A 21,204-nucleotide genomic window follows, 5' to 3' on the forward strand; every position below is an offset into this window, starting at 1 on the left:
GTGATCCGGGTCATGTCAGGCGCATATCTATCGGCGGGGCTGTTCTGTTAATATGCGCGCAGCCGAGTATACCCCCCATCACCAAGGGAGCCTATTGGATGTTGTATCACAAGACTTTCGAACTGGGTCCCGAGCGGGATTGGGTGGTGTTTGTCCACGGCGCCGGTGGCAGCTCCTCCATCTGGTTCAAGCAGCTGCGCGCCTATCGCGAGCACTTCAACGTGCTGCTGCTGGATTTGCGCGGCCACGGCCAGTCCCACCAGCTGCAACAGGTGGTCAAGGGCCACTACAGCTTTCGGGAAGTGACCGAAGATATCGTTCGGCTGCTCGATCATCTCGATATCCGCCGCGCCCACTTTGTCGGCATCTCCCTTGGCACCATCCTTATTCGTCATCTGGCCGAGCTCTGCCCGGAGCGGGTGAAAAGCATGGTACTGGGGGGCGCCATCTTGCGGCTCGATATCCGCTCGCGGGTGCTGGTGCAACTGGGCCGACTCGGCCAGCACTTCCTGCCCTATATGTGGCTCTACCGGCTGTTTGCCTTCATCATCATGCCGCGCCAGCACCATCAGGAGTCGCGCAACCTCTTTGTGCGCGAGGCCCGCAAGCTCTGCCAGAAAGAGTTCAAGCGCTGGTTCCGACTCGCCACCGAGGTTAACCCGCTGATGCGTTACTTCCGCGAACGCTCCCTGCCCATTCCCACCCTCTATGTGATGGGGGAGGAGGATCATATGTTTCTGGCACCGGTGCGCGAACAGGTGGCCCGCGATGCCAGCTCTTCGCTGGCAGTCATTGAACAGTGCGGCCATGTCTGCAATGTGGAGCAGCCGGAGCAATTTAATCGCCGTACCTTGGCGTTTATTCAATCGCTGGGGACTGTGAGAAAATAATTTATCGTCAATTTTTTATTTACATTACAGTGTCTGAAATTTTTTAGTAAAAATAAAACCCCCACAGAGTAATTTCTATCGGGGTATTTCATAAATTAAGGTGCATGTTTAGCTACAGCTACCTTTGATACTTGCTAGTTTCTTGGCATTATGCTCTTGAAGCCTCTGGAATAGCTATTAACTCCCCCTCAACATCAAACACCAAGCCATCTACCACAGTCTTAACTCGCTTGTTTTGTAAAAGAATCAGTAGTTCCTTTACGTACTCCTTGTTCTCTTCAACTAAAATTTTCCCTTGATTATCGAATTTAATTTGCCAGTTACCTGCTGCTTCTGCGGCCTCACGTAGCTTCCTTAACCAAATTTCATTTCTAAAATGTTGCTTTTCATAGACGGATGCGAGATTTCGCATTAGGCGCTTATCTTCCGCAACTAGCGTAGTCAGCTTAATTGCTTCCGATGAGTTCATTGCTGGGCTGTTCCCTAGTGCCCTGATTGTTTCGACTTTTTTCTCTTTGAGTCTTTCGTGATAGTTCATCGCAGTTTCAAATTGAGCAAGGTCAGCGATGAAAACATCAGAGCCATATTGAATGAAGTCAATATATGGAGTTATCTGAAACTTGGAACTTTGATCAATTTCTACAACCAATTGATTTCTCTGAAAACTTGTACGTAAAGTCTTATTAGAAGTATTATTTAATGACCAAGCACCTTTGATATAGCGAAATGCATAGATACTTAATTCTGGATCACCAAAGGTGAGTTGAATAACGTATGAGTTATACCCGTTTAGTTCAGTTTCCTGATTGATACTGATCAGTGTTCCGCTTTCAACCCTTTCCTTTAGTTGACTCAAGTCAGTGGCACTAGCTTCAACGTAGAAAAATCTATTATCTTGGATAGTTGTAATTGGGCGCAGCTCATCGATATGTTGATTACCTTGAATGCATTCAATAACATATTGACGAAAATGATCTTGGTAGTCGGAATGCACTTTTAAATTTTTAATCTCACCAAATCGTTTTGTTTTATTTCCAATCTTTACTTCAGCAACCCAGAGATTTACAGTGGCTTCTGATAGGTCGAGTGATTGTAGCTCTGCGAGTTTAGCATCCAAACTTGCTTGATCAAGCTCTCGCTGTACTTCTTGTTGTATTTCTTCGGCTGTATTTAATGGATTTATTGTCATTTTGCTACCTATCAACTAATGCGGAAATAAAGGTGATCCCCGAGTTTTCTAAAAAACGAACTTTTTCTTCTGATTGTCTAGCTGTTCCCATACACAAAGCACATGAATAATGTTCAGCGTTAGGTTGTCCAATTCTTTTATATTTAATATCGTACAAACGAATGCCTAGAAGAAGGAACATTGGATTCAGTAGAATAACTCTTTCATTTCGAGTAAATGCGAACATAAAAGCTAAAAAAACGATCAATGAAAGTATTGATTGCCAAGTCTTATAGTCAAATGCAAAAAGACCGATGAGAAAAGGAAGGGTATAATTAATCATGTCACCACGAACAGCGTTTACCTCTGTTAGCGTTATAATATCTGTTCCTTCTGCACTGGAAAATAATGATCTCATTATGTAGCCAGTCAGTAAAGTAGCACATGATGAGATGAAGAGCATCGTGATAGCCAAAAAGCTCACATTCTGTTCCCAATCAACCAAGCCAATTGGGATTCCTATGGTTTCTTTATTTATATCCCTTATGAAAAGAATTAAAAAAAGTGGATAGTATGAGCTAAGGAAAATAAGTAGCTCGACCCATAACTTAATGTTAGTCTCTTGTGAGTTTTTAATTATCATGACTATTTTCCATTAATATATCGGTCTTAATGTAATTCAGTGTTTTTGTGAATTATAAGGGCATACCATGCTCGCTAAACAATACATAAATTTATTCAGACCTCTCGCTAACAGGAGGAGCACTGATAACTCATAATAAGCCATTTCGCTGAATGAGTTTCGTGTGAGGATGGTATCAGACAGTGATTAATATTGGTGAGTAAAAAGTTAGTTACCGCTCGGATTTTGAAAGGTTTTTTGACGAGGATCAGACTTGAGCCAAGTTGGCTGCGGGTTGAGTGAATGAGGGGTGTTCAATAAATAAACAAACAAGGCATCCTTGACGACTGGCGCCAAGTGACAGAAGTGGTTGGGCAATATCACGGTTATGCCCTGTTATAAGGGCTATGGGTTTCGGGTCATCGAGCAGACCGGCCACTCGGGTGGCCGGTATCTGCAGAGGGCCGCAGTCAGTGGGGGGCTGTGAGGATTACTCACGGCCCTCTTTTTTGATCCCCAGCAGCCAAGGCACTATGGTCAGAATAAACAGCGCGATCAGGGTGGCGAGCACCGCGGTGGACTCTCGGCCCATACCCGCGGCAATGCCGATGGCGGCGGTAACCCAGATACCGGCGGCCGTGGTCAGCCCCTTGGTTTCTGTTTGTCGGGTGCCCAGAATGATGGTGCCAGCCCCCAGAAATCCCACCCCGGCAGTGAGACCCTGCAACACCCGGGTCAGGTCGGCAGTTGATGCGCCAGCTTGCTGGGGGATCAGCACGAACAGGGCGGCGCCAATACTGACCAGCATATGGGTGCGGATCCCGGCACTTTTCCCTTTCTGTTCACGTTCGTAGCCTAATAGACCGCCGAGCAGACCAGCCACCAGCAGGCGCAATACAATCTGGGTCATCTGCTTGATATCTTGAATATCGGTGAACTCGGAGACGATGGTCTGCCAGATCTCTTGCCACATAAATGCCATCCTTGTGCATGCTGCATATGAATTGAACGAATCAAACCGGTTAATGTTGTCGCCATGGGTGCTGTACGAAAATACGCCATGAGACCTCATCCGCAGGGTATCAAACGCTGACTTCCCTTGTTGAGTAAAAAGTGTTGAGTAAAAAGCTGTCCAAGTTGTCGGATTTTAATGAGTTCTTGATAGCGCCCCGCTTTTTAAGCGAGCGTCAGGATAAGGGATAACCGGCGATGGTCGCAGGCTTAATAGCCGGTCATCTCCAGATAGCCGACCCCCTTGGCATCCCCCGAGACAGAGACTGCACCCTCCCAGTAGTCAAAGCGACCTGTCATGGCCTGATTGGGCTGACGCGCTTTGATGGTGAGGTTCATCCCGGCGGCGTTTAGCTGCCACTCGACGGGGTAATCCTGCCCCTTGGGGCCGCGCCAGGTGTTGCCCGGGTTGAGGCGAATCGCGTCGGGGGCGAGCACCCGGCTGCTGCCGTCCCGCTCAATCAAGATGCCGTAGCGGTTCTCAGGCTCAGTGCGTCCCGATTTGGTGCGCAGGCGAAACAGCATCAGCTCGCGGCCATCGGCCAGTTGCAGGGAAAACCAGTCCCAGCCCGATTGCCACTCCGCCAATACCGAGCTGCTCCACTCGTGATCAAACCAGCCTTGGCCGGTGACGATGCGGGTCTCGCCATCGCGGATCAGGGTGCCGCGAAGAGTGAGGCGCGGGTAGGAGTAGTAAAAGGAGGCGTTGCCCGGGCTCTTCTCGCTGTAACCGGCCTTGCCTTGCAGCACCAGCGGTTTGGCGGCAGTGACGGTGAGGTTCAGCTCGCCAATCTTGCTCTGCACCTTGAGGGTGGCGGGGAATAGCGCGGCTCCTTGCGAGGCAAGCCGCCACTCCCTTAGCCAATATTGGCCGCCGTTGGCCCCCGCCAGCCCCGGCCCCTGCCGACTGGCCCGTTCATCTTGCTGGTGGCTGCCACGGTCGAGATCCGTGATGGCAAACTGGGCCAGCCAGAGCTGGGGGGTGAGCCAGGGGTTGCTGGAGCGGATCTCTTGCTCGATACCCTGCCGAAACAGAGTCCACTGCATGCCATATTCGCGCCCCTGTTCATCCTTGAGATTGCCGGTGAGATACCACCACTCGGAGCGGTAATCGGGGTGGGCAGCGTGATCCTCCGGCAATTGGATGGTTTGCCCCGGCTGCACCTTTTTAAAGCTGTCGCTGCCGCCGCCGAGCAGGACACCCAGATCGCTGGCTTGCGCGCTGTCGATCATGGCAATCAGCGGGAGCAAGAGGGCGGCGAGCCACAGGGGCCGTAAGGAGGACAAGCTCCCCCTCACCCTGGCCCTCTCCCGAAGGGAGAGGGGATGGTTCGATGTCGCACTGTGCTCTTCTCTGCGCTGACAAATGGGCGGAGAGAGGGACGTGGTTAATGGGAACTTCAAGCCATGATTGAGCCAGTGTGCTAACCGATATGTCATACCACTCTCCTTGCCGCATACCAGGATGCCAGTGCGCCACATACCGGCGCCAGCAACAGGGCGGTGACCGCATGAAGGGGGGCGGCCTCGAAGGCGAGGCGCCAGCCAAAGGCGCGGGGGTTGACCACCTCGATCAGCACCCAGGCGAGGCCATACCCCACCGGCAGGGCCAGCAGGGCGGTGATCAGCCCCAACCCCGCTCCTTGCCACACCAGCAGCTGGCGGCAGTGGCGGGGGCTCAAGCCCAGACTCTGCAAGGTCTGCAGCTCGCCACGACGTGCCAGCCCCAGCACCATAAAGGCCGAGCCAATGCCGACAAAGGCGATGCCGAGGATCAGCAACTTCAATAGCTCGGTCACCACAAAAGTCTGGTCAAACACCTTGAGCGCCGCGCTGTGAATGGCGGGGGCGGAGAGCAGATTGAGCTGCTCGCCAAAGCGCTCGCGCAGGCGGTCGGCCAACTGCTCGGGGTCGTTGCTAAAAAGGGCGAGGGATTGCACCGCTCCCGCCTCGAAGGCGTGCAGAATTTGCCCCTTGTCGCTGCCGTAGTCCTGATAGACGCCGGTGACGGTGAACTGCCTTGGCCCCTGCTCGCCGCTGATCGCCAACTGCTGGCCCACCTTGACCCCGAGGCGTACCGTCAGCGGTTCGCTCGCCAGCACTTCGTCAGGACGGGTGGTCCAGCGTCCGGCCAGCAGCGGATAGGCCGCTTTAAGCTGGGGGATAAAGTCCATCTGCGCCCACTCGATGGGCTGCCCCTGCCAGCGGGCAGGATGCACCGAGCGGCGCGAGGCGGCGCTCACCAGCGGATTGGCGAGCAGGGTCTTAAGGGTTGTGTCGCTCAAGGTGCCCTTATTGCCCGCCACCCCCTTGGGGGCGGTGACATAGAGATCGGCGGCCAGACGCTGGCCGAGCCAGATCTCCACGCTGGAGCGAAAACTCGACACCATGACCCCGATGCCGATGGCCGCCGCGATGGCGAGCTGCAACGCCATCACCGCGATGGCGGTGCGATCGAGGTGATAGAGGGTCTCGGCCACCCCGAGCCGGGCGGTGAGGGGGCCGCCCGCGCGCCGTCGCAGCCAGCCAAGCAGGGCGCGCAGGGCATCGGGCAGCCAGAGCGCCATGGCCAGCAGCCAGCCGCCGGCGATAAAGAGGGCGCCGGTCAAACCGGTTTGCGGCAACCACAGGCACAGAGCGCACAGCAGCAAGATGGCGATGGCCAGCACGCGCCGTCGCCACGAGTGAGCGGGGGGACGGCTGTTTCCTGCTCGCAGTTCGAGGGGGGATTGGCGCAGCAGTTGCCACCAGCCGGGCAGGTTGGCGGTCAGCGTGCCGAGCAGCCCGATCAACAGTGCCTTGAGCAGGCTCACCGGGGAGAGGCGCAATAGGTCGATGGGGTTGGGCCCATAGAGATCGGCCAGCGCCTGGGTCAGTTGCCCCATCAGCGCCAGCGCCAACAGGCTGCCGAGCACCACCCCGAGCAGGGTGCCGATGGTGGCGAGAATAAGTAGCTCCAGGATGAGCCAGCGGAGCACCCGGCTCGGCCCCATCCCCAGAATGATCAACTGGGCCAGCTGGGGGCGGCGCACGCTCTGGACAAATCGCTGGGCGTTGAACACCAGAAACAATCCCACCGCCATGGCGAGCAATGAGAGCGCCGTCAGATTGAGGGCCAGTGCATCACCAAGCTGGCTGGCATCGAGCGCCGGGCTGATGGGCTCAAGCCACAAGGGCTGGTTCGGGTAATCGGTTTGCAGGGTGGCCTGCAGGGTGCGAGCTTCTGATTCGCTTAGCTTGAAGACGATGCGATCGAGCCGACCCGCTTTGCCCAGCTGCGGCTGGGCGAGGCCGATGTCGGTTATCAGCAGTCGCTCCATGGGCACGGCGCCCGGCTCGAAGGTGCCCGCCAGCGTCAGGGTCAGGGGGCGGGCATTTGCGCCATCGCTGCCGCCCAATACAAAACGGCGGCTCTGGCCCGCTTGCCAGCCAAGGCGATCCGCTTCGGGGGCCGCCAGCCAGATGCTGTCGGCACGGTTGAGGGAAAATGCGGGTTCGCTCGCGGGTTGGGCGCCAAACAACTGGCGCAGCGGACCGGGGTTGAAGAGATCCATTCCCAGCAGTTGAAAGCTGCGCCCCTCTGCATCCTTGAGCCAGCCATGGAGCTGGGGCATGGCATCGAGGGCGGGCTGGCTGGTCACCAGCTGCACGTAAAGCTGCTCATCCAGCCCGCCAGCGGGGGCCAGCCGGTAGTTGGCTTCCCCTGCCAGCTGGCTGCGGGCGGCGACGAAGTTGGTGCGGGCACTGTGATTGAGCAGCTCGATGGCCACCACCAGCGACACCCCCAACACCAGTCCGGCCAGACTCATCAACAGCAACCAGGGGTGGCTGCGATAGAGGCGCAGCAGCGCTTTGAGTGGCAGCATCAGCGTGCCCCCGACAGACGCAGTCGCTGTTTAGTCATGACGGGACCCCTTGAGCTCGATAAGTTGCCCCCCTTCGAGGCGCAGCACTCTGTCGGCCAGCGCAGCATAGGCGGGGTTGTGGCTCACCAGCAGCAAGCCTGCGCCGGTGTCCCGCACCGCCGCCACCATCAGCGCCATCACCTGTTCGGCATTGTGCTCATCGAGGCTGCCGGTGGGCTCGTCGGCGAGCAGCCAACTGGGCTGATGAATAAGGGCGCGGGCCAGCGCCACCCGCTGTCGCTGGCCGCCGGAGAGCTGCTCCGGCCAGGCATGGCGCTTGTGGCTCATATCGAGCCGATGCAGCAACTGGTCAATCCTTGTCTCATCCGGTGGCAGCGCGTTGATGGCGAGCGGCAGGGCCAGATTCTCGGCCACGTTCAGGGTCGGCAGCAGGTTGAAATCCTGATAGACGATACCGAAATGGCGGCCCCGCAGGCGCGCCCGCTCGTCGGGGGAGCGGGTGTCGATCCGGGTCTCCCCCAGCCAGATCTCCCCTTCGTCCGGTGCAATCAGCCCGGCGATCAGATTGAGCAGGGTCGACTTGCCGCAGCCGCTTTGGCCCAGCAGCAGGGTGATCTCGCCAGCGGGGAGGGCGAGATCGAGATGGTGGAACAGCGGCAGTCGTTCACTGCCGTTATCGAAGCTCTTGCAGAGATTGCGCAGGGTCAGCATGGGGTAACCGTTTGATGGTCAATGGCTTTCATCATGCTTGGTACGCTAGCACGGCCAGCAATGATCAACACCCCTTACGGTTGATCAAGAGTGCCAGTTAGTGATCAAGGCGGCAAAAGAGCAGTGGATCCTCGCTGGATCCCGCTTGCCCGAGGTGGTTAGAATAGGGGCTTCCATGGGTCACAGGATGAGCAAGGATGTTACACAAGCAAGTCAGTTTTATCATCGATAGCAAGGGCAACAAGCAGGCTGCCGTCGTCCCCATCGAGATCTACAACGAGCTGATGACCCTGCAAAAGGCACTCTCCGACAACCGGCCGGGGGAGCGCGAGCTCTACCACTTTAACGGCAAGGGGGCCGAGGCACACGGTTATCCGGTGGGAAAACGGCAAAATCCCGGCTTTATGGTGCTGGCCGGTTCCACTGCCAATGGCGAGGATGCCGCCTCTTTGCGTGAAGCGGTGATCGAGCTGCGTCACGAACTGCTGGAGAAGGGGGTCATAGTGCCCCGCAGTCAGGGCGGCTTTGTCTTTACCGCCGATCAGCTGTTCAACAGCCCGAGTCTGGCCGCCAGTCTGGTGGCAGGCAATAACCGCAGCGGTCTGGATGCCTGGCAAAACAGCGCAGGCTATACCCTCAAGCAGTCGGGTTTCGGCAAGAAGTAATCCCGCGTTTCGACAGCAAACCAATTAAGCGTTAATTGACCTGGATGAATTTTTCTTTTCATCCAGGTGCTAGCATCATTGCCAGACGGTTCTAAAAGGAAGAGACCATGTCTGCGCTCACCCCTGTTATTTTGCTGCTGTCCCTGTTTATCCCTCCCGCCCATGCCAGTAGTGGCCCTGTTCTGTTGACATCCTCCTCAATCGGACTTTTTTGTGTCGGATTGTTTGTGTTGGCCTACGCCCTGGTGATGGCCGAAGAGTATCTGCAACTGCGCAAGTCCAAACCCGTGCTGGTGGCCGCCGGGGTGATCTGGATCCTGATCGGTATCGCCTATGCACAGCAAGGGATGAGCCCTGTCGCCGAGCAGGCATTTCGCCATACCTTGCTGGAATATGCCGAGCTGATGCTGTTCCTGCTGGTGGCGATGACCTATATCAACGCCATGGAGGATCGGCGGTTGTTCGATGCCCTGCGCGCCTGGCTGGTGCGCTCCGGCTTTCACTTGCGCACCCTGTTCTGGTTGACTGGCGGGTTGGCATTTTGCATCTCGCCGGTGGCAGACAACCTGACCACTGCGCTCTTGATGTGCGCCGTAGTGTTGAAGGTGGCCAACGGTGATCGGCGTTTTGTCAATCTTGCCTGCATCAACATAGTGATCGCCGCCAACGCCGGAGGGGCGTTCAGTCCCTTTGGCGATATCACCACCCTGATGGTGTGGCAGGCGGGCAAGGTGCAATTTGGCCAGTTCTTCACCCTGCTGATCCCCTCTCTGCTCAATTTTCTGGTCCCGGCCATCCTGATGAGCCTGATGGTGCCGCGCCATGTGCCGGAGGCTGATAACGAGGTGGTCGATCTCAAGCGGGGGGCCCGCCGCATCGTCGCGCTGTTCTTGCTGACCATCATCACTGCGGTGCTATGCCACAGTTTCCTCCATCTGCCACCCGTACTGGGCATGATGCTGGGGCTCGGTTATCTGCAGTTTTTCGGCTTCTATTTGCGCAAGTCGCTGCCGCGATCCCTTGCCCGCAAGCGTGCGCTCTATGAACGCAATGGTGATGAGGTACGGTTGCGCAGTCTGGGTTCTGTGGTGCCATTTGACGTGTTCAACAAGGTGGCCAAGGCGGAGTGGGATACCCTGCTCTTCTTCTACGGGGTGGTGATGTGTGTCGGTGGGCTGGGCTTTATGGGGTATCTGGAGCTGGTATCACACTGGCTGTATGCCGGTGGGGATCCCACCATGGCCAACATCTTCATCGGGGTCTTGTCGGCCATCGTGGATAACATTCCCGTGATGTTTGCCGTGCTGTCGATGAACCCGGACATGGCGCTGGGGCAGTGGCTGCTGGTGACCCTGACCGCCGGAGTGGGCGGCAGCCTGCTCTCCATCGGCTCTGCGGCCGGTGTTGCCCTGATGGGGCAGGCCCATGGCATGTATACCTTCTTTGGCCACCTGAAGTGGCTGCCTGCCATCTTGCTCGGTTATCTGGTGAGCATAGGGGCGCACCTCTGGCTCAACAGTGCCCAGTTCTGAACGTCTGGGCGCCAGTACGAGCCAATACGAAAAGAGGCTTCCGTTGACGGAAGCCTCTTTCGTTTTTCTGAGCGGGGGGAGGGGGGATCAATCGCCTCGCTTGCCGGTCAGCAGCCAGTAACTCAGAGTCGAACCCACCCCGCAGCAGGCGATGGCAATGGCCATCGGCAGCGGCGAGTGGGGCGGATTGAGGTTTACCAGAATGCCGACCAGGGCGCCGATGCCAAAGCGCAGGGTGCCCGCCAGTGCCGAGGCGGTGCCCGCAGATTGCGGGAAGTGGCCCATCAGGCCGGTCATGGCGTTGGCGCCCACCAGACTGATATGGCCGACAAACAGCACCACCGGAATGACGATGCCCCACAGGCCGCCGGTCTGGCTCCAGGCGTTGTAGACCAGCAGAGCGCCCGCGCAGGGCAGCACCAGCAGACCGTATTGCAGCATCCGCTCGGCGCCAACCCCTTTCACCAGTCGGCTGTTAACGAAGGTGACCACCATCATCAGCAGGATATTGAGGCCAAACAGCCAGCCGTAGTGCTCGGTCGGCACCTTGAAGTACTCGATATAGACGTAAGGGGAGCCGCTTAAGAAAGCGAACATGCCGGAGCTGGAGAGGGAGCCGCACAGCACATAACCCATGGCGCCGCGATGGGAGAGCACCCCCCAGTAGTTCTTGAGGATCTGGCCCAGATTAAGGGGCTGACGGTGCTCCGGTTTCAGGGTCTCCTGAATTTTCCACTGCATCACCAGACAGATCAGCAGGCTGATCCCCACCAGCAGCCAGAAGATCACCCGCCAGTCGGCGTGGGCACTGATATAGCCACCCACCACAGGCGCCACCAGCGGCGCCAGGGTCATCACCAGAATGACGAACGACATGGCGCGAGAAAACGCATCCTTCTCGAACAGGTCGCGCAGCAGGGCATTGACCACCACAGAGCCCGCCGCGCCGCCCGCCGCTTGCAACATCCGATAGGCCAATAGTTCGGGCAGGGAGTCCGCCATGGCGCAGCCCACCGAGGCGATGGCAAACATCACCAGCCCCGCCAGGATCACCGGCTTGCGGCCATAGCTGTCGGCGAGCGGGCCGTAGAAGAGTTGGCCGATGGCAAAGCCGCCCAAAAAGGCGCTGATGGTGAGCTGGGCGCCGTCGATGCTGGTGGCCAGATCCCGGGCGATGGCCGGAATAGCGGGCAGATACATATCCACCGCCAGCGGGGTCAGACCCGCCAGGGCACCCAGCAGGATAAACAGAAAACGGGGGGAGAGGGCGGCAGCCTGAGCAGTGGGCGATTGGGGCATAGGGTATCCGCTGATGAACCTTGGTTGAAAAAGGGAGAAGGGCGAGTCTATCAGGTTTGCCCCCGCTCGGCATGACGTTCCTGCCCCCTCAAAAGGGGGAGGTGCCCGGCCATTCAGGCGCCTTGGGGAGCTCGCTTGCGGTCATGCGGGCGCGCTGCGCGGATCACTCCCCCCAGCCAGAGCAGCCAGGCCAGCGACGAGATGGCGTACCCGAGCCGCTCCGGCCAGCGGGCGGTGAGGGTAAAGGTGAGGCTGTGTTGTCCGGCAGGCACCCAGACCTGCACCAGGCCGTTGCGGGTGCTGCTGACCCTAAGGGGCAGATGCTGGTCGAGCCTTGCCTGCCAGCCCGGGTAATCAAACTGGTGCAGGACCAGCTTGGCGGGTGCCGGGGCATCCACCGTCAATTCGATATGACGAGGCTGCCAGCGCTGGATCTGCCAGTTCACCCCCTGATGGTCGCTGGTGATGGCGGGCTGGAATTCCTCTTTCCAAGCCAGCAGGGTGGGGGCAAACATGCCGCGTGGCACCTGCGTTGGTCGGTATTCGCGGGCGCTGCGCTTGCTGTCGAACTCCCCGTCGAGCTGACTCTTTACGGGAGCCTGGGTGAGCGGCGCCTCGCGTACATAGAGTCCCTGCGAGAGCAGGGTGAGGGCAAGCAGTAGCCACCAGACCCACTGCCACGGGCGATAGGTGGGGGTACCCAGCGCCACCACGGCGACGGTAGCGATGACCAGCAGCAGATTGAGGCGCCAGGGAAATTGCACCAGTTGCAACGGAGTGAGCAGGCGCCACAGGGGCTCGCTTGTTGGCAGCATCATCAGAAAGCTCAGGGTGCCAATGACCCCCCAGAGCAGCAACTCGGGATGGCGCGGCTCGCGGGCAGCCGCCCAAGCTACCAGCAGCAGAGCCAGGGTGAGCAGCGTCAGCCAGGCGAGATGGCCGCGAAAGCGCCAGTCATCACGGCTTTGGGGCAAACGATCGAGAAAGTTGCGCTGAAATTCGAACATGCCGGTGCGCATCTGCTCCATGGAGATCCCCGCCTGATCCAGCAGAGCGGGCAGCAGCAACAGGCTGGCCATCGCCAACCCCCAGAGCTGGCCCAGCAGGGTGCCAATGAGCGGGGAGGCGGTGACAGGGACACTGACAAGCGCTGTGCTCCCCTTGTAGCGCCAGACTAGCAGCAGGCTGCGCAGGGTGAGCAAGCCCAGAATGAGCAGGGTGCTTGGTAGATGGGAAAGCGTCAGCATGGAGACGGCCAGTGCGAGCAGCAGTAGCGCAAAGGGGGCGCCGCGGCAGAGGCGATCCTGAGCCAGCAGTGCCAGCGGCGCCCAGACGAAGGCCCAGCTCTCCGCCAGGGCAAAGCGGGCGTAGATATCGATGGCCAGATGATAGGGCAGCGCCATATAGAGCAGACTGGCCGCCAGCGCCCGTCCGTGGCCGGCAAAGGGGCGCAACCAGAGATAGGCAAACAGGCCGGAGAGCCAGAGTGCCACGCTGCTGCTCCAGAGCAGCGGCGTCATCGCCTCGTGGGCCAGTGGGGTGGGGCCGGCGAACAGGGCGCTCACATAGTAGGGCAGGGGGGGATAGAAGAAAAAGACCGGGCTGCCAAAGGCGCCGTTCATCTCCATCAACCAGCGCGGATAGAGCTCACCTTGCCACAGTTGCACGGCAAAGAAGTGACCGGAGAGCAGGTGGTGAAACAGATCATGGCCCTGACTGCCGCCACGCAGCCAGAATGGCAGCAACAGGAGGGCACAGGCCCCGGTCAGCACCGACAAAACCCAAAGCCACTCTCTGGTTACACGCATAAGGAGACTCGTCTGTTATGGATGCGCAGTGAGTGTACCCGAGTTGTTCCCCTCTTTTTTAGTTGTCTTGGCGGTTTTTTGTGCTCTTTCTATGTTTCTTGTCACTTTCCCCATGGGGTGTCTGCAGCGAGGGAATGGCGAGCCAGAGGCCGGGCTCGGCGGCAAAGCGCGGGGCAAACCAGTGCTGGCGCACCACAGTGGACATTTCACTCGCGGCGATGGGGCGGCGACTGAGGCGACAGGCTCCTTGAGAGAGCGCAAGCGCCGCATCCCCCTTGTACCAGCCGTCCGTGACCGGCAGAGCTGTGGTTTCCCGCAGCAACCTTACCCCCCACTGGGTCACCAGCGCCGGGCACGCTTTTTCTGCCAGTTTTGCCGCTTGCACCATGGCGGGCGGACGGGGCAGGGTAAAGGTCACGCCGAGCAGCAGCAATCCGGCGACCGCGACCACCCACTCGCCACGGCGCGGCAGCCAGCCTGCCAGCAGCACAATACCGAGCAGGGTGATGGGCGCCAGATGGCGGGGATTGTCAGGGTTCTGGCCAAACAGGGTCCAGAGCAGTAGGACAAGCCAATAGAGTGTCCAGAGCGGGGGGAGGGCGGCAGGGTGGTTTTTTGATCTTTGCCAAAGCGGCAGCACCAGCAGCGCCCCAACAGCCAAGGGCCAGAGCGGGGTGAGCTGATCGTTGAAGGTGCGCGCCCAGCTAAGCAGCCGATCACCGTGGGCCGCCGCCGTGTTGCCCCACAGGGTAAAGTGACCGTCGGTAAAGCGGCGCCCTTCGCTGAAATAGGCCCAGCCATCGGCTTGCCAGACAAACAGCAGGCAGGCTAGCCCAACCAGCGCGATGGGGAGCACAAATCTGATGCGTGTTCCCTTTTGCGCCATCCCCAGCCACAGGGGCAGCAGCGCCAACACGAAGTAGGAGGGGCGCAGTGCCAGCATAAGGCCCAGCAGCAGACCCGCCAGCGCAATTCTGCGCTGCTGCAAGGCCAGCAGCGTCCCGAGCCAGGCGGCGAGCGCGGCCCCGTCAGAAAGGCCGGAGAGCGCCAGCGTCGGGGTGAGCGGCAGTGCCAGCACCAGTAGCCAGACGGGTGCCAAAAGGTTTGGCCGTTGCCACAGCCTTACCGCCAGCAAGGCGGCGAGCGGCGCCAGCAAACTGCTACCCAAGAGACTTGCCCACTGCACCGCCCGGGCCGGATCGTCTACCGCCAGATTGATCAGCCGCGCCAGCCAGATAAAGGCGGGGTAGCCCGGAAAGTGGGGGGAGAACTCCAGCACGCTAAAGCGCGTCACCCCGTGGGCAAAATTGAGAGCATCGTCGGAATCGAGGGAGACTGGGAAGGCCAGCAGCCAGCTTAGCCAAGCCAGTTGCAGCAGAATGAGCAGCCAAATGGTGGTGGAGCAGGGGGAAGGCCAACGCTGGGCCATTACCTTACCCCTCATCCCCAGCCCTTCTCCCGCAAGGGGAGAAGGGGGCAAACCGGCGTTCGGGTGCATCTATCGGCAGGCCGTGCGTAGGGTGGGTAGAGCGCAGCGAAACCCACCGTTTGTCACAGCGAGGTGGCGCAATGATTGGCAGGTTGCCATCAAAGCGGCGCCAGCACGGCCATCAGCGCTTTTTCTGCATCGCTAAAGGCGGCGGCATCGGCAGGCTTGGCGCCCACCCCGAATACCCCCGGGTTGCCAATGGCATCCAGCACCTTGGCCAGCGCCTGTTCGGCCGCCTTGCGATCCCCTTCACTGAGGGAGGGGAGGATCAAGTCGAGGAAGCGCTTGCTCTTGACCACCAGCACCTTGGCGGTCTGGTAGTCGCCAAGGTTCTGGCTGGCCCCTTCGAGGCGGCGCTCGATCTCCGCCTTGTAGGCGCGGTTGAGCAGGGCGGCGGTGGCTGCGGCATCTTTGGCCTTGATGGCTGCTGCCAGCGGCCCTTGCAGCTCCACCTTGTGGTGCTGTTCCAGATAGGTCAGCTCGTCGGCAATCTCGCTCAAGGTGGCGCTGGCATCCTTGCCGTCAGTGGCGGCGCCCAGCAGCGCTTCGCGGGCGTCTATCAGTGGCTCCTTGCCGGCGGCGGCGTAGGAGTAAGCCTGCGCCTGCCCGCTCAGGGCCAGCAGCAGGGTGAGGGCGAGTAAACCCGGGCGGATGGTCATCCTGTTCTCCTTACTTATGCCAATGGCGCGGCCATCACGCCACACTCTGGGTTTCGATCACGGTATTTTCGTTGCGATGGTTAAAGGTGTTGCGGCGTCTGTCTACCTGTTGGACACCGACAAGCCTCACGCCACGCTCTGGGTTTCGATCACGGTGTTTTCATTGCGATGGTTAAAGATGGCGTGGCGTCTGTCCACCCCGTCGATCACCATGTCGGCGGCCATCATCCCCATCTCCATGGCGGTGTCGGTGAAGATGTAGCGGAATGTCCCCTGACGGCCGGTCATGATGAGGTTTGTGATGGGCATCAGCGCCTTGATGGCTTCGTTACGACGGGCCTGATAGCCGAGATCCATCAGCGGATAGGCGTACTCGCTGCGGGCTTCAAAAGTTTCATCGCCAAGCTTGGCGGTATCGACTCCGAGGCTTGCCAGATCGGCGGTGACCCGACCGCGTAGATCAGAGAGCGGCGCCTGCCAGGTGGCATCCCCGGGATTGCAGGGGATCTCCAGCATCACCGAGGTCTGGCCCTGTGGCGCCATAAAGGGGCTGCGGCGGCGCGGTTCCTGCAGACGGGTCGCCAGAATATGGGGATCGGAGAGGTACTGCCAGGTGTTGTCCGACAGGTTCTCTATTTTAAGCGGCATATTGACGAAGCGAAGCGACCGGTATTGGAGATCGCACGGCAAGCCAAGATGCTGGCAGGTGAGCGGCAGCGGCAGGGTGGAGATCACCTGATCAAAGCGCTCGCTCTGCTCAACGTCATCTTGTTTCCAATACACCCGTTCGATGCGGCCATCAGCCTGCTCAAGGCGGGTGATGGTGGCGCCGGTTTTCAGCTCCACCCCTTCGGCCACCAGCCGCGCCCCCAGAGTGGTGAAGATCTGGCCGAAGCCATATTTGGGGTAGCGGTATTTGCGGGCATAGGTGCGCACCGAGAGACTGCCGTTGCGTCTTGGCAGCAGGCGGCGTGCCACATCTTTGAGATCGATCAGACTGATGCGCTGGCCGGCCCAGTCAGCGGAGAGCTTGTCCGGGTTGATGCCCCACAGCTTGCCGGTGTAGCCCTCGAAAAACTGGCGGTAGAGGGTGCGGCCGAAGTGACTCTGGATCCACTCGGCAAAGCTCGCCTTGGCAAAATCATCCGGCTTCTTGGCAAAGGGCAACAGCAGCAAGTCTTTTACCGCCCCGGCCATCAGGGCGAGCGGCGCCGTCTTGAGCAGGTTGGGCAGGTTCAGGGGGTAGTCATAGGTGCGCCCGCCAAAGCGGATCACGCTCTTGCGCTCGGCGTGGAGCAGATCGTCCCCCATCAGCTCGTCGATAAAGGCGAGCAGCTCGGGGTTCTTGGTGATAAAGCGGTGGCCGCCGTAGTCGAAGCGATACTCCCCATCGCGCCCCTTGAAGGTCTGGGTGGCGCACATGCCGCCGACCACCGGCTCCTGCTCGAACAGGGTGACTGCAAAACCGGCGCTGCGCAGGCGCCAGGCAGCCATTAAACCGGCGGGGCCGGCGCCCAGCACCGCAATGCTTTTCTTGTTGTTATCGCTCATGACCTATTCCGAAACTGCTTGATAGATAAGGGAACCGCGCCAAGGCGCGGCTCCCGAATGGTGTTGTTACCCCGTGCCCTTGTTGCCACAGGGCGTGCGGGCTCAGCCCTTGCTGGATGCGGCGCTCACCTGCGGGCGATAGCTGCGCTGCCAGAGGGTAACGAAGATCGCCAGATAGAGGGCCCAGGTCAGCAGCTGCAAGCCAGCGGGTGAGGCATTGTAGCCAAACAGGGCGCGCAGGAAGGTACCAAATACCCCCTGATCGTCGAGAATGTGGCTGATGTCGAACACCGGCGTGGTCCAGAAGGTGATGATCTCTGCCGCTTGCAACATGTTGACGGCGGACGAGAGCAAGCCTGCGGCGATGATGATGATAAGCAGCCCAGTCCAGCGGAAGAAAGGCGCCAGCGCCACCTTGCGGGTGGAGCGCAGCAGTCCCCACACCAGCGCGATGGAGACCAGCAGCCCCGCCAGCGCGCCCATCAGGCCGGATTGCAGATCGACCCCTTGGCCCGAATAGAGCAGGGCGGAGAAGAAGAGCACGGTTTCAAACCCTTCGCGCATCACCGCCAGAAAGGCGAGCAGCACCAGACCAAACAGGTTGCCGCCATCGATGGCCGCATCGATGCGTGCCGTCATGGCCCCCACCTGGGATTTGGCCTGCTTTTGCATCCAGATCGCCATATAGGTGAGCACCAAGGTGGCAAAGATGAGGATCCCCGCCATCAAGAGGTGGTTGTAGCGCTCGCTCTCGAACTGGCTCACCACCACCTGGAACAGGAAGGCGACCACAAGGGAGGCGACAAGGCCAAGCCCCACCCCCAGATAGATGAACTTGTTGTAGCGGCTCGCCCCCAGCTTGGCGAGGTAGGAGAGGCAGATGCCGACCAGCAGGAAGGCTTCCAGCCCCTCGCGCAGGGTAATGAGAAAACTTGCAAACATCAGGATTGAGGCTCCGTAGCGGGCGTGACGGGGAGAGGCTGCAAGGTAAGTTGCAACCGATTTAGCTGCACTATGGGTGGCTCCGGCAAGCTGGGCTCGGCGGCGCGCACCGCATCATTGACCCACTTGGGGTAGGTGCGGAAATTGAGTTTGATATCGGCCTTGAAGGGCCCTTGGGCATCTGCAGGCAGCGGCCAGGCTTCATCGCGCCAACCATCGACCGGAATGCGGGTATCTTCCAGCAGTTTGGCGTAGCGCCAGAACTTGAGCCCCACCGGCTTGCCCTCGGCATCGCCGAACACTTTTCTGAACAGTCGCGCATCTTCAGGGACAGCACCATCCACCGGCTGGCCGCTGGCAAGCACCACCTTGCCGCTGGCGTCGGTGACTGTCAGCTCCAGCCAGAGTTCACGGAAATCAGCCACCCCGGTGGGCAGGGCATGGCCCGCGCCGGTATTGGCGACCCGCACCACCAGCTGCTGACTATCGGCAGCCTGTTCGATACGGGCGGAGAGGGTAGCGCTGGAGCGCAGCAGGGCCAGACTCTCCTGTTCAAGCCCAGGATTACGCAGCCCCACCAGCTGGTGCTGGGCACCGGTAAAGTTGTGGCGATAGAGCCGCGCCTTCATGGTGCCGTTTTCGGTAGACTGGCCCGCCACCGGCGCACCGCCATTGCCCGGCTCCGGGTTCATATGGCAGTCGATACAGGTGCGCCGCCTGGCGGGATCCTCCGCGTTTGCGAAGCTGGATTTTTCCCACTCGTCCCAGGTGTTGACGATATTGGCGCCGGTGCCCGGGGCAAACTCGTTGTGGCACGACTTGCACAGGGCAGCGTCGCGGTAGAAATCCTTCTGATAGGAGGCTTTGTGGGCCGCCGGACGGGCGTTGATCTGCCGCTCGGCCAGCCAGTGCTGGAGGCTGCCGCCCGGGGCATCCTCGAACACATAGCTCTCGCGGTCTTTCAAATTCACGGTAAAGGCGCTGTTGCCGCCCGCATCTTCCACTTTGGAGATGCGATGACAGAGCACGCAGCCGGTCCCTTCCTCCACCACAGGTTCGCCCGCCTGGTGGGCGGCAATCAGCGAGGCGCCACCCTGCTCGAACATGTGGGAGCCCTTGGGCAGATCCAGCTGGCCGGTCATCACCTGCTGGGGCATATGGCAGCCTTGGCACCACTGACCGAACGCTTCCCCTTCGGTTTCGCGGGCCAGCGCCTGTACCACCTTGTAGTAGGGGTGTGAGTTGCCCATCAGTCGGTGGTTGCTCTCGCTCCAATCCTTGAACGCTTGGCTGTGACAGTTCTGGCAGGAGGCAGAGTTGAGCCACTCTTTCGGGTGGGTAGTCGGCGCCTTGGCGGGATCCGTGCGCGGGGCATCGAGCCGCAGCCAGTTGGCCAGATAGGGGAGGTTGCCATCGGCGGTGACGAAGGCGTGCAGATCTTCCATCATCGCTTTCACTTCCGGTTGGGGCTTGGCGGGGTCAACTGTCTCGGCCCCATCGCGGGTGTCATGGCCCATACCGCCCTGGGTCTGCTGGGTCATGCGCAGGTATTCGCCGACAAAATCCCCCGCCACCATGTTGGTGAGGTTGGCGTGGCCGTTGATGGCGTTGTCGCCGCTCTTCTGGCGATGGGCCGCCATCAGATAGCGGTTGGTGAAGTTGAACCCGTCCAGATGGCAGGAATTGCAGCTCATCCAGTTGTCTCCCGCCATGGGGAAGCGTGAGTTGGACGCTGTGTTACCTAGGTTGAACAGCCGCTCGCCGCGCTGAAGCGGCTCGGGGCGCGGATCTGTCTCTACCAGTTTGGCGAAGTGGGGCGCATCGACGGTGACTCGGGCAAACGGGCCGCTGCCGCCACTATTGAGGCGGGTAAGATCCTGCCCCATGGCGTTGTGCACCAGAATATGGTTGCCATCGATCAGCAGATCCCGCGGATTCTGGCCCGGCAGGTGACGCAAGAGCTGGGTCGCCTTGGCGCCCCCCTGAAACTTCTTGCGGCGGTGGCGGTTGTTGTTGGATTTGCCGCTGCGGGAGAGGTCAAACACCAGCAGATCTTCCGAGCCCGCCAGCGTCAGATAGACCCGTTTACCATCGGCGGCGAAGCGCGCCGCAAACGGGTTGGAGACGATCTGGCTGCGGTTGCCGGCGCTGGGCAGATTGATCTGCAAAAAGAGCTGTTTTCTTTCATCGACGCGCTCTTTCTCCTCATCGAGATCGATGATGGAGACCGCCGGAAAGACGGTGCTCTGAAACTGGAAGGGGTGGCTGAAGCTCCACAGCACATGAGGCAACCAGGCCTCGCTGCCATCGGGGGAGAGGGCGATGCCATCGAGCAGGCGCGGCAAGCCCTGGGAGTCGCTCGGCGTGTCGCTGTGGGTCTCGGCCAGGGTGATGAGCTTTGGCTTGGGAAGCGAGGAGCCCTTGGCGCCGTGGCCAAGCTTGGCGAGATCATAGATGGCGAGCTGGCCGGTCATGGCGTGGGTGAGCAGCAGGCGATCGTCGTTGGTCAAGGCCAGCCCGCGCGGGGTCTCGGCGGTTTCTGCATCCAGCTTGAGGTTGCCCGCGCTGTCGTAAGCCTGCAGACGAGCTGATTCGAACAGCGTCACCCAGAACCACTGCCGTTTGGCATCGAAGATGACCCCGTAGGGTCTATGGCCGGTGGGGATCGCCTTTTCCAGATCGAGGTCATCATCCAGCAGCAACAGGCGATCACCGCTGTAGTCAGTGACCAGCAGGGTACCGTCATCGGCGCGGGCCAGCTGGCGCAGATCGCCCCCCAATTGCACCTCTTTCAGTCGCTTGCCGCTATCGCGCTCAAGCAGGGTGACGGAACCTGCGCTCAGGTTGGCAGTGACGAGGCGCGGGGCGTTTCCCTCCTCATAGGCAAGCATCCCGGCGCCCATCTGCTGGGCCAACGCGAAGGGGCTGGCCAGCAGCAGGACGAGGGCCAGCAGGGGTGACAAATATGCAGAGAACGATGACTTCAACATG

Annotated in this window: 16 protein-coding genes; 3 read left to right on the top strand and 13 right to left on the bottom strand. The window is 59.8% G+C overall.

The window, feature by feature from the left end:
• Positions 1-98: 98 nt before the first annotated feature.
• Positions 99-890, top strand: coding sequence for an alpha/beta fold hydrolase (locus ACW5XC_RS05965; RefSeq protein WP_042055642.1), 792 nt, complete (start codon positions 99-101; stop codon positions 888-890).
• A gap of 148 nt (positions 891-1,038) precedes the next feature.
• Here the strand turns inward: ACW5XC_RS05965 and ACW5XC_RS05970 are convergent, their stop codons facing one another.
• From ACW5XC_RS05970 to ACW5XC_RS05995, 6 genes are all read right to left on the bottom strand, one after another.
• Positions 1,039-2,079: a Kiwa anti-phage protein KwaB-like domain-containing protein gene (locus tag ACW5XC_RS05970; protein ID WP_042055644.1), complete on the bottom strand. Its 1,041-nt coding sequence runs from the start codon at positions 2,077-2,079 to the stop codon at positions 1,039-1,041.
• Between the two features lie 4 nt (positions 2,080-2,083).
• On the bottom strand, positions 2,084-2,701 hold the full coding sequence (locus tag ACW5XC_RS05975; RefSeq protein WP_042055647.1) for a hypothetical protein: 618 nt from the start codon (positions 2,699-2,701) through the stop codon (positions 2,084-2,086).
• A 469-nt stretch (positions 2,702-3,170) separates the two neighbouring features.
• Positions 3,171-3,653 (bottom strand): MgtC/SapB family protein, encoded by a 483-nt coding sequence (locus ACW5XC_RS05980; protein ID WP_170872271.1) that lies wholly within the window; start codon positions 3,651-3,653, stop codon positions 3,171-3,173.
• Between the two features lie 248 nt (positions 3,654-3,901).
• Complete coding sequence (locus ACW5XC_RS05985; RefSeq protein WP_042055868.1) at positions 3,902-4,924, bottom strand: lipocalin-like domain-containing protein; 1,023 nt, start codon at positions 4,922-4,924, stop codon at positions 3,902-3,904.
• 203 nt (positions 4,925-5,127) lie between these two features.
• Positions 5,128-7,557, bottom strand: a complete 2,430-nt coding sequence (locus ACW5XC_RS05990) for an ABC transporter permease (protein ID WP_042055652.1) — start codon at positions 7,555-7,557, stop codon at positions 5,128-5,130.
• A 30-nt stretch (positions 7,558-7,587) separates the two neighbouring features.
• Positions 7,588-8,268, bottom strand: a complete 681-nt coding sequence (locus ACW5XC_RS05995) for an ABC transporter ATP-binding protein (RefSeq protein ID WP_042055654.1) — start codon at positions 8,266-8,268, stop codon at positions 7,588-7,590.
• A 197-nt stretch (positions 8,269-8,465) separates the two neighbouring features.
• Here ACW5XC_RS05995 and ACW5XC_RS06000 point away from each other — a divergent pair, with 197 nt between their 5' ends.
• Together ACW5XC_RS06000 and nhaD are read left to right on the top strand one after the other, a co-directional pair.
• The gene (locus ACW5XC_RS06000) at positions 8,466-8,933 is read left to right on the top strand and encodes a DUF4357 domain-containing protein (protein WP_005333716.1); all 468 of its coding nucleotides are present in this window, start codon (positions 8,466-8,468) and stop codon (positions 8,931-8,933) included.
• 107 nt (positions 8,934-9,040) lie between these two features.
• Positions 9,041-10,465, top strand: a complete 1,425-nt coding sequence (gene nhaD / locus ACW5XC_RS06005) for a sodium:proton antiporter NhaD (RefSeq protein WP_042055656.1) — start codon at positions 9,041-9,043, stop codon at positions 10,463-10,465.
• An 87-nt stretch (positions 10,466-10,552) separates the two neighbouring features.
• Here nhaD and ACW5XC_RS06010 read toward each other — a convergent pair whose 3' ends face one another.
• From ACW5XC_RS06010 to ACW5XC_RS06040, 7 genes are all read right to left on the bottom strand, one after another.
• Positions 10,553-11,764 carry a Bcr/CflA family multidrug efflux MFS transporter gene (locus ACW5XC_RS06010; RefSeq protein WP_042055658.1) on the bottom strand — a complete coding sequence of 404 codons (1,212 nt, stop codon included), beginning with the start codon at positions 11,762-11,764 and terminating at the stop codon, positions 10,553-10,555.
• Between the two features lie 113 nt (positions 11,765-11,877).
• On the bottom strand, positions 11,878-13,572 hold the full coding sequence (locus ACW5XC_RS06015; RefSeq protein ID WP_042055660.1) for a hypothetical protein: 1,695 nt from the start codon (positions 13,570-13,572) through the stop codon (positions 11,878-11,880).
• Between the two features lie 58 nt (positions 13,573-13,630).
• Positions 13,631-15,001 (bottom strand): hypothetical protein, encoded by a 1,371-nt coding sequence (locus tag ACW5XC_RS06020; protein ID WP_042055662.1) that lies wholly within the window; start codon positions 14,999-15,001, stop codon positions 13,631-13,633.
• Positions 15,002-15,159: 158 nt separating this feature from the next.
• A complete protein-coding gene (locus tag ACW5XC_RS06025; protein WP_042055665.1) occupies positions 15,160-15,720 on the bottom strand; it encodes a hypothetical protein in 561 nt (186 codons plus the stop codon).
• A gap of 126 nt (positions 15,721-15,846) precedes the next feature.
• Entirely contained in the window at positions 15,847-17,271 is a 1,425-nt protein-coding gene (locus tag ACW5XC_RS06030; RefSeq protein ID WP_042055668.1) for an NAD(P)/FAD-dependent oxidoreductase, read from the bottom strand.
• 102 nt (positions 17,272-17,373) lie between these two features.
• Entirely contained in the window at positions 17,374-18,213 is an 840-nt protein-coding gene (locus tag ACW5XC_RS06035; protein ID WP_040066413.1) for an FTR1 family iron permease, read from the bottom strand.
• Complete coding sequence (locus ACW5XC_RS06040) at positions 18,213-21,203, bottom strand: YncE family protein (protein WP_042055672.1); 2,991 nt, start codon at positions 21,201-21,203, stop codon at positions 18,213-18,215. The genes ACW5XC_RS06035 and ACW5XC_RS06040 overlap by 1 nt, the downstream gene beginning before the upstream one ends.
• Position 21,204: the final 1 nt, after the last annotated feature.

It is taken from the genome of Aeromonas sp. 25-AL00135 (genome assembly GCF_054052385.1).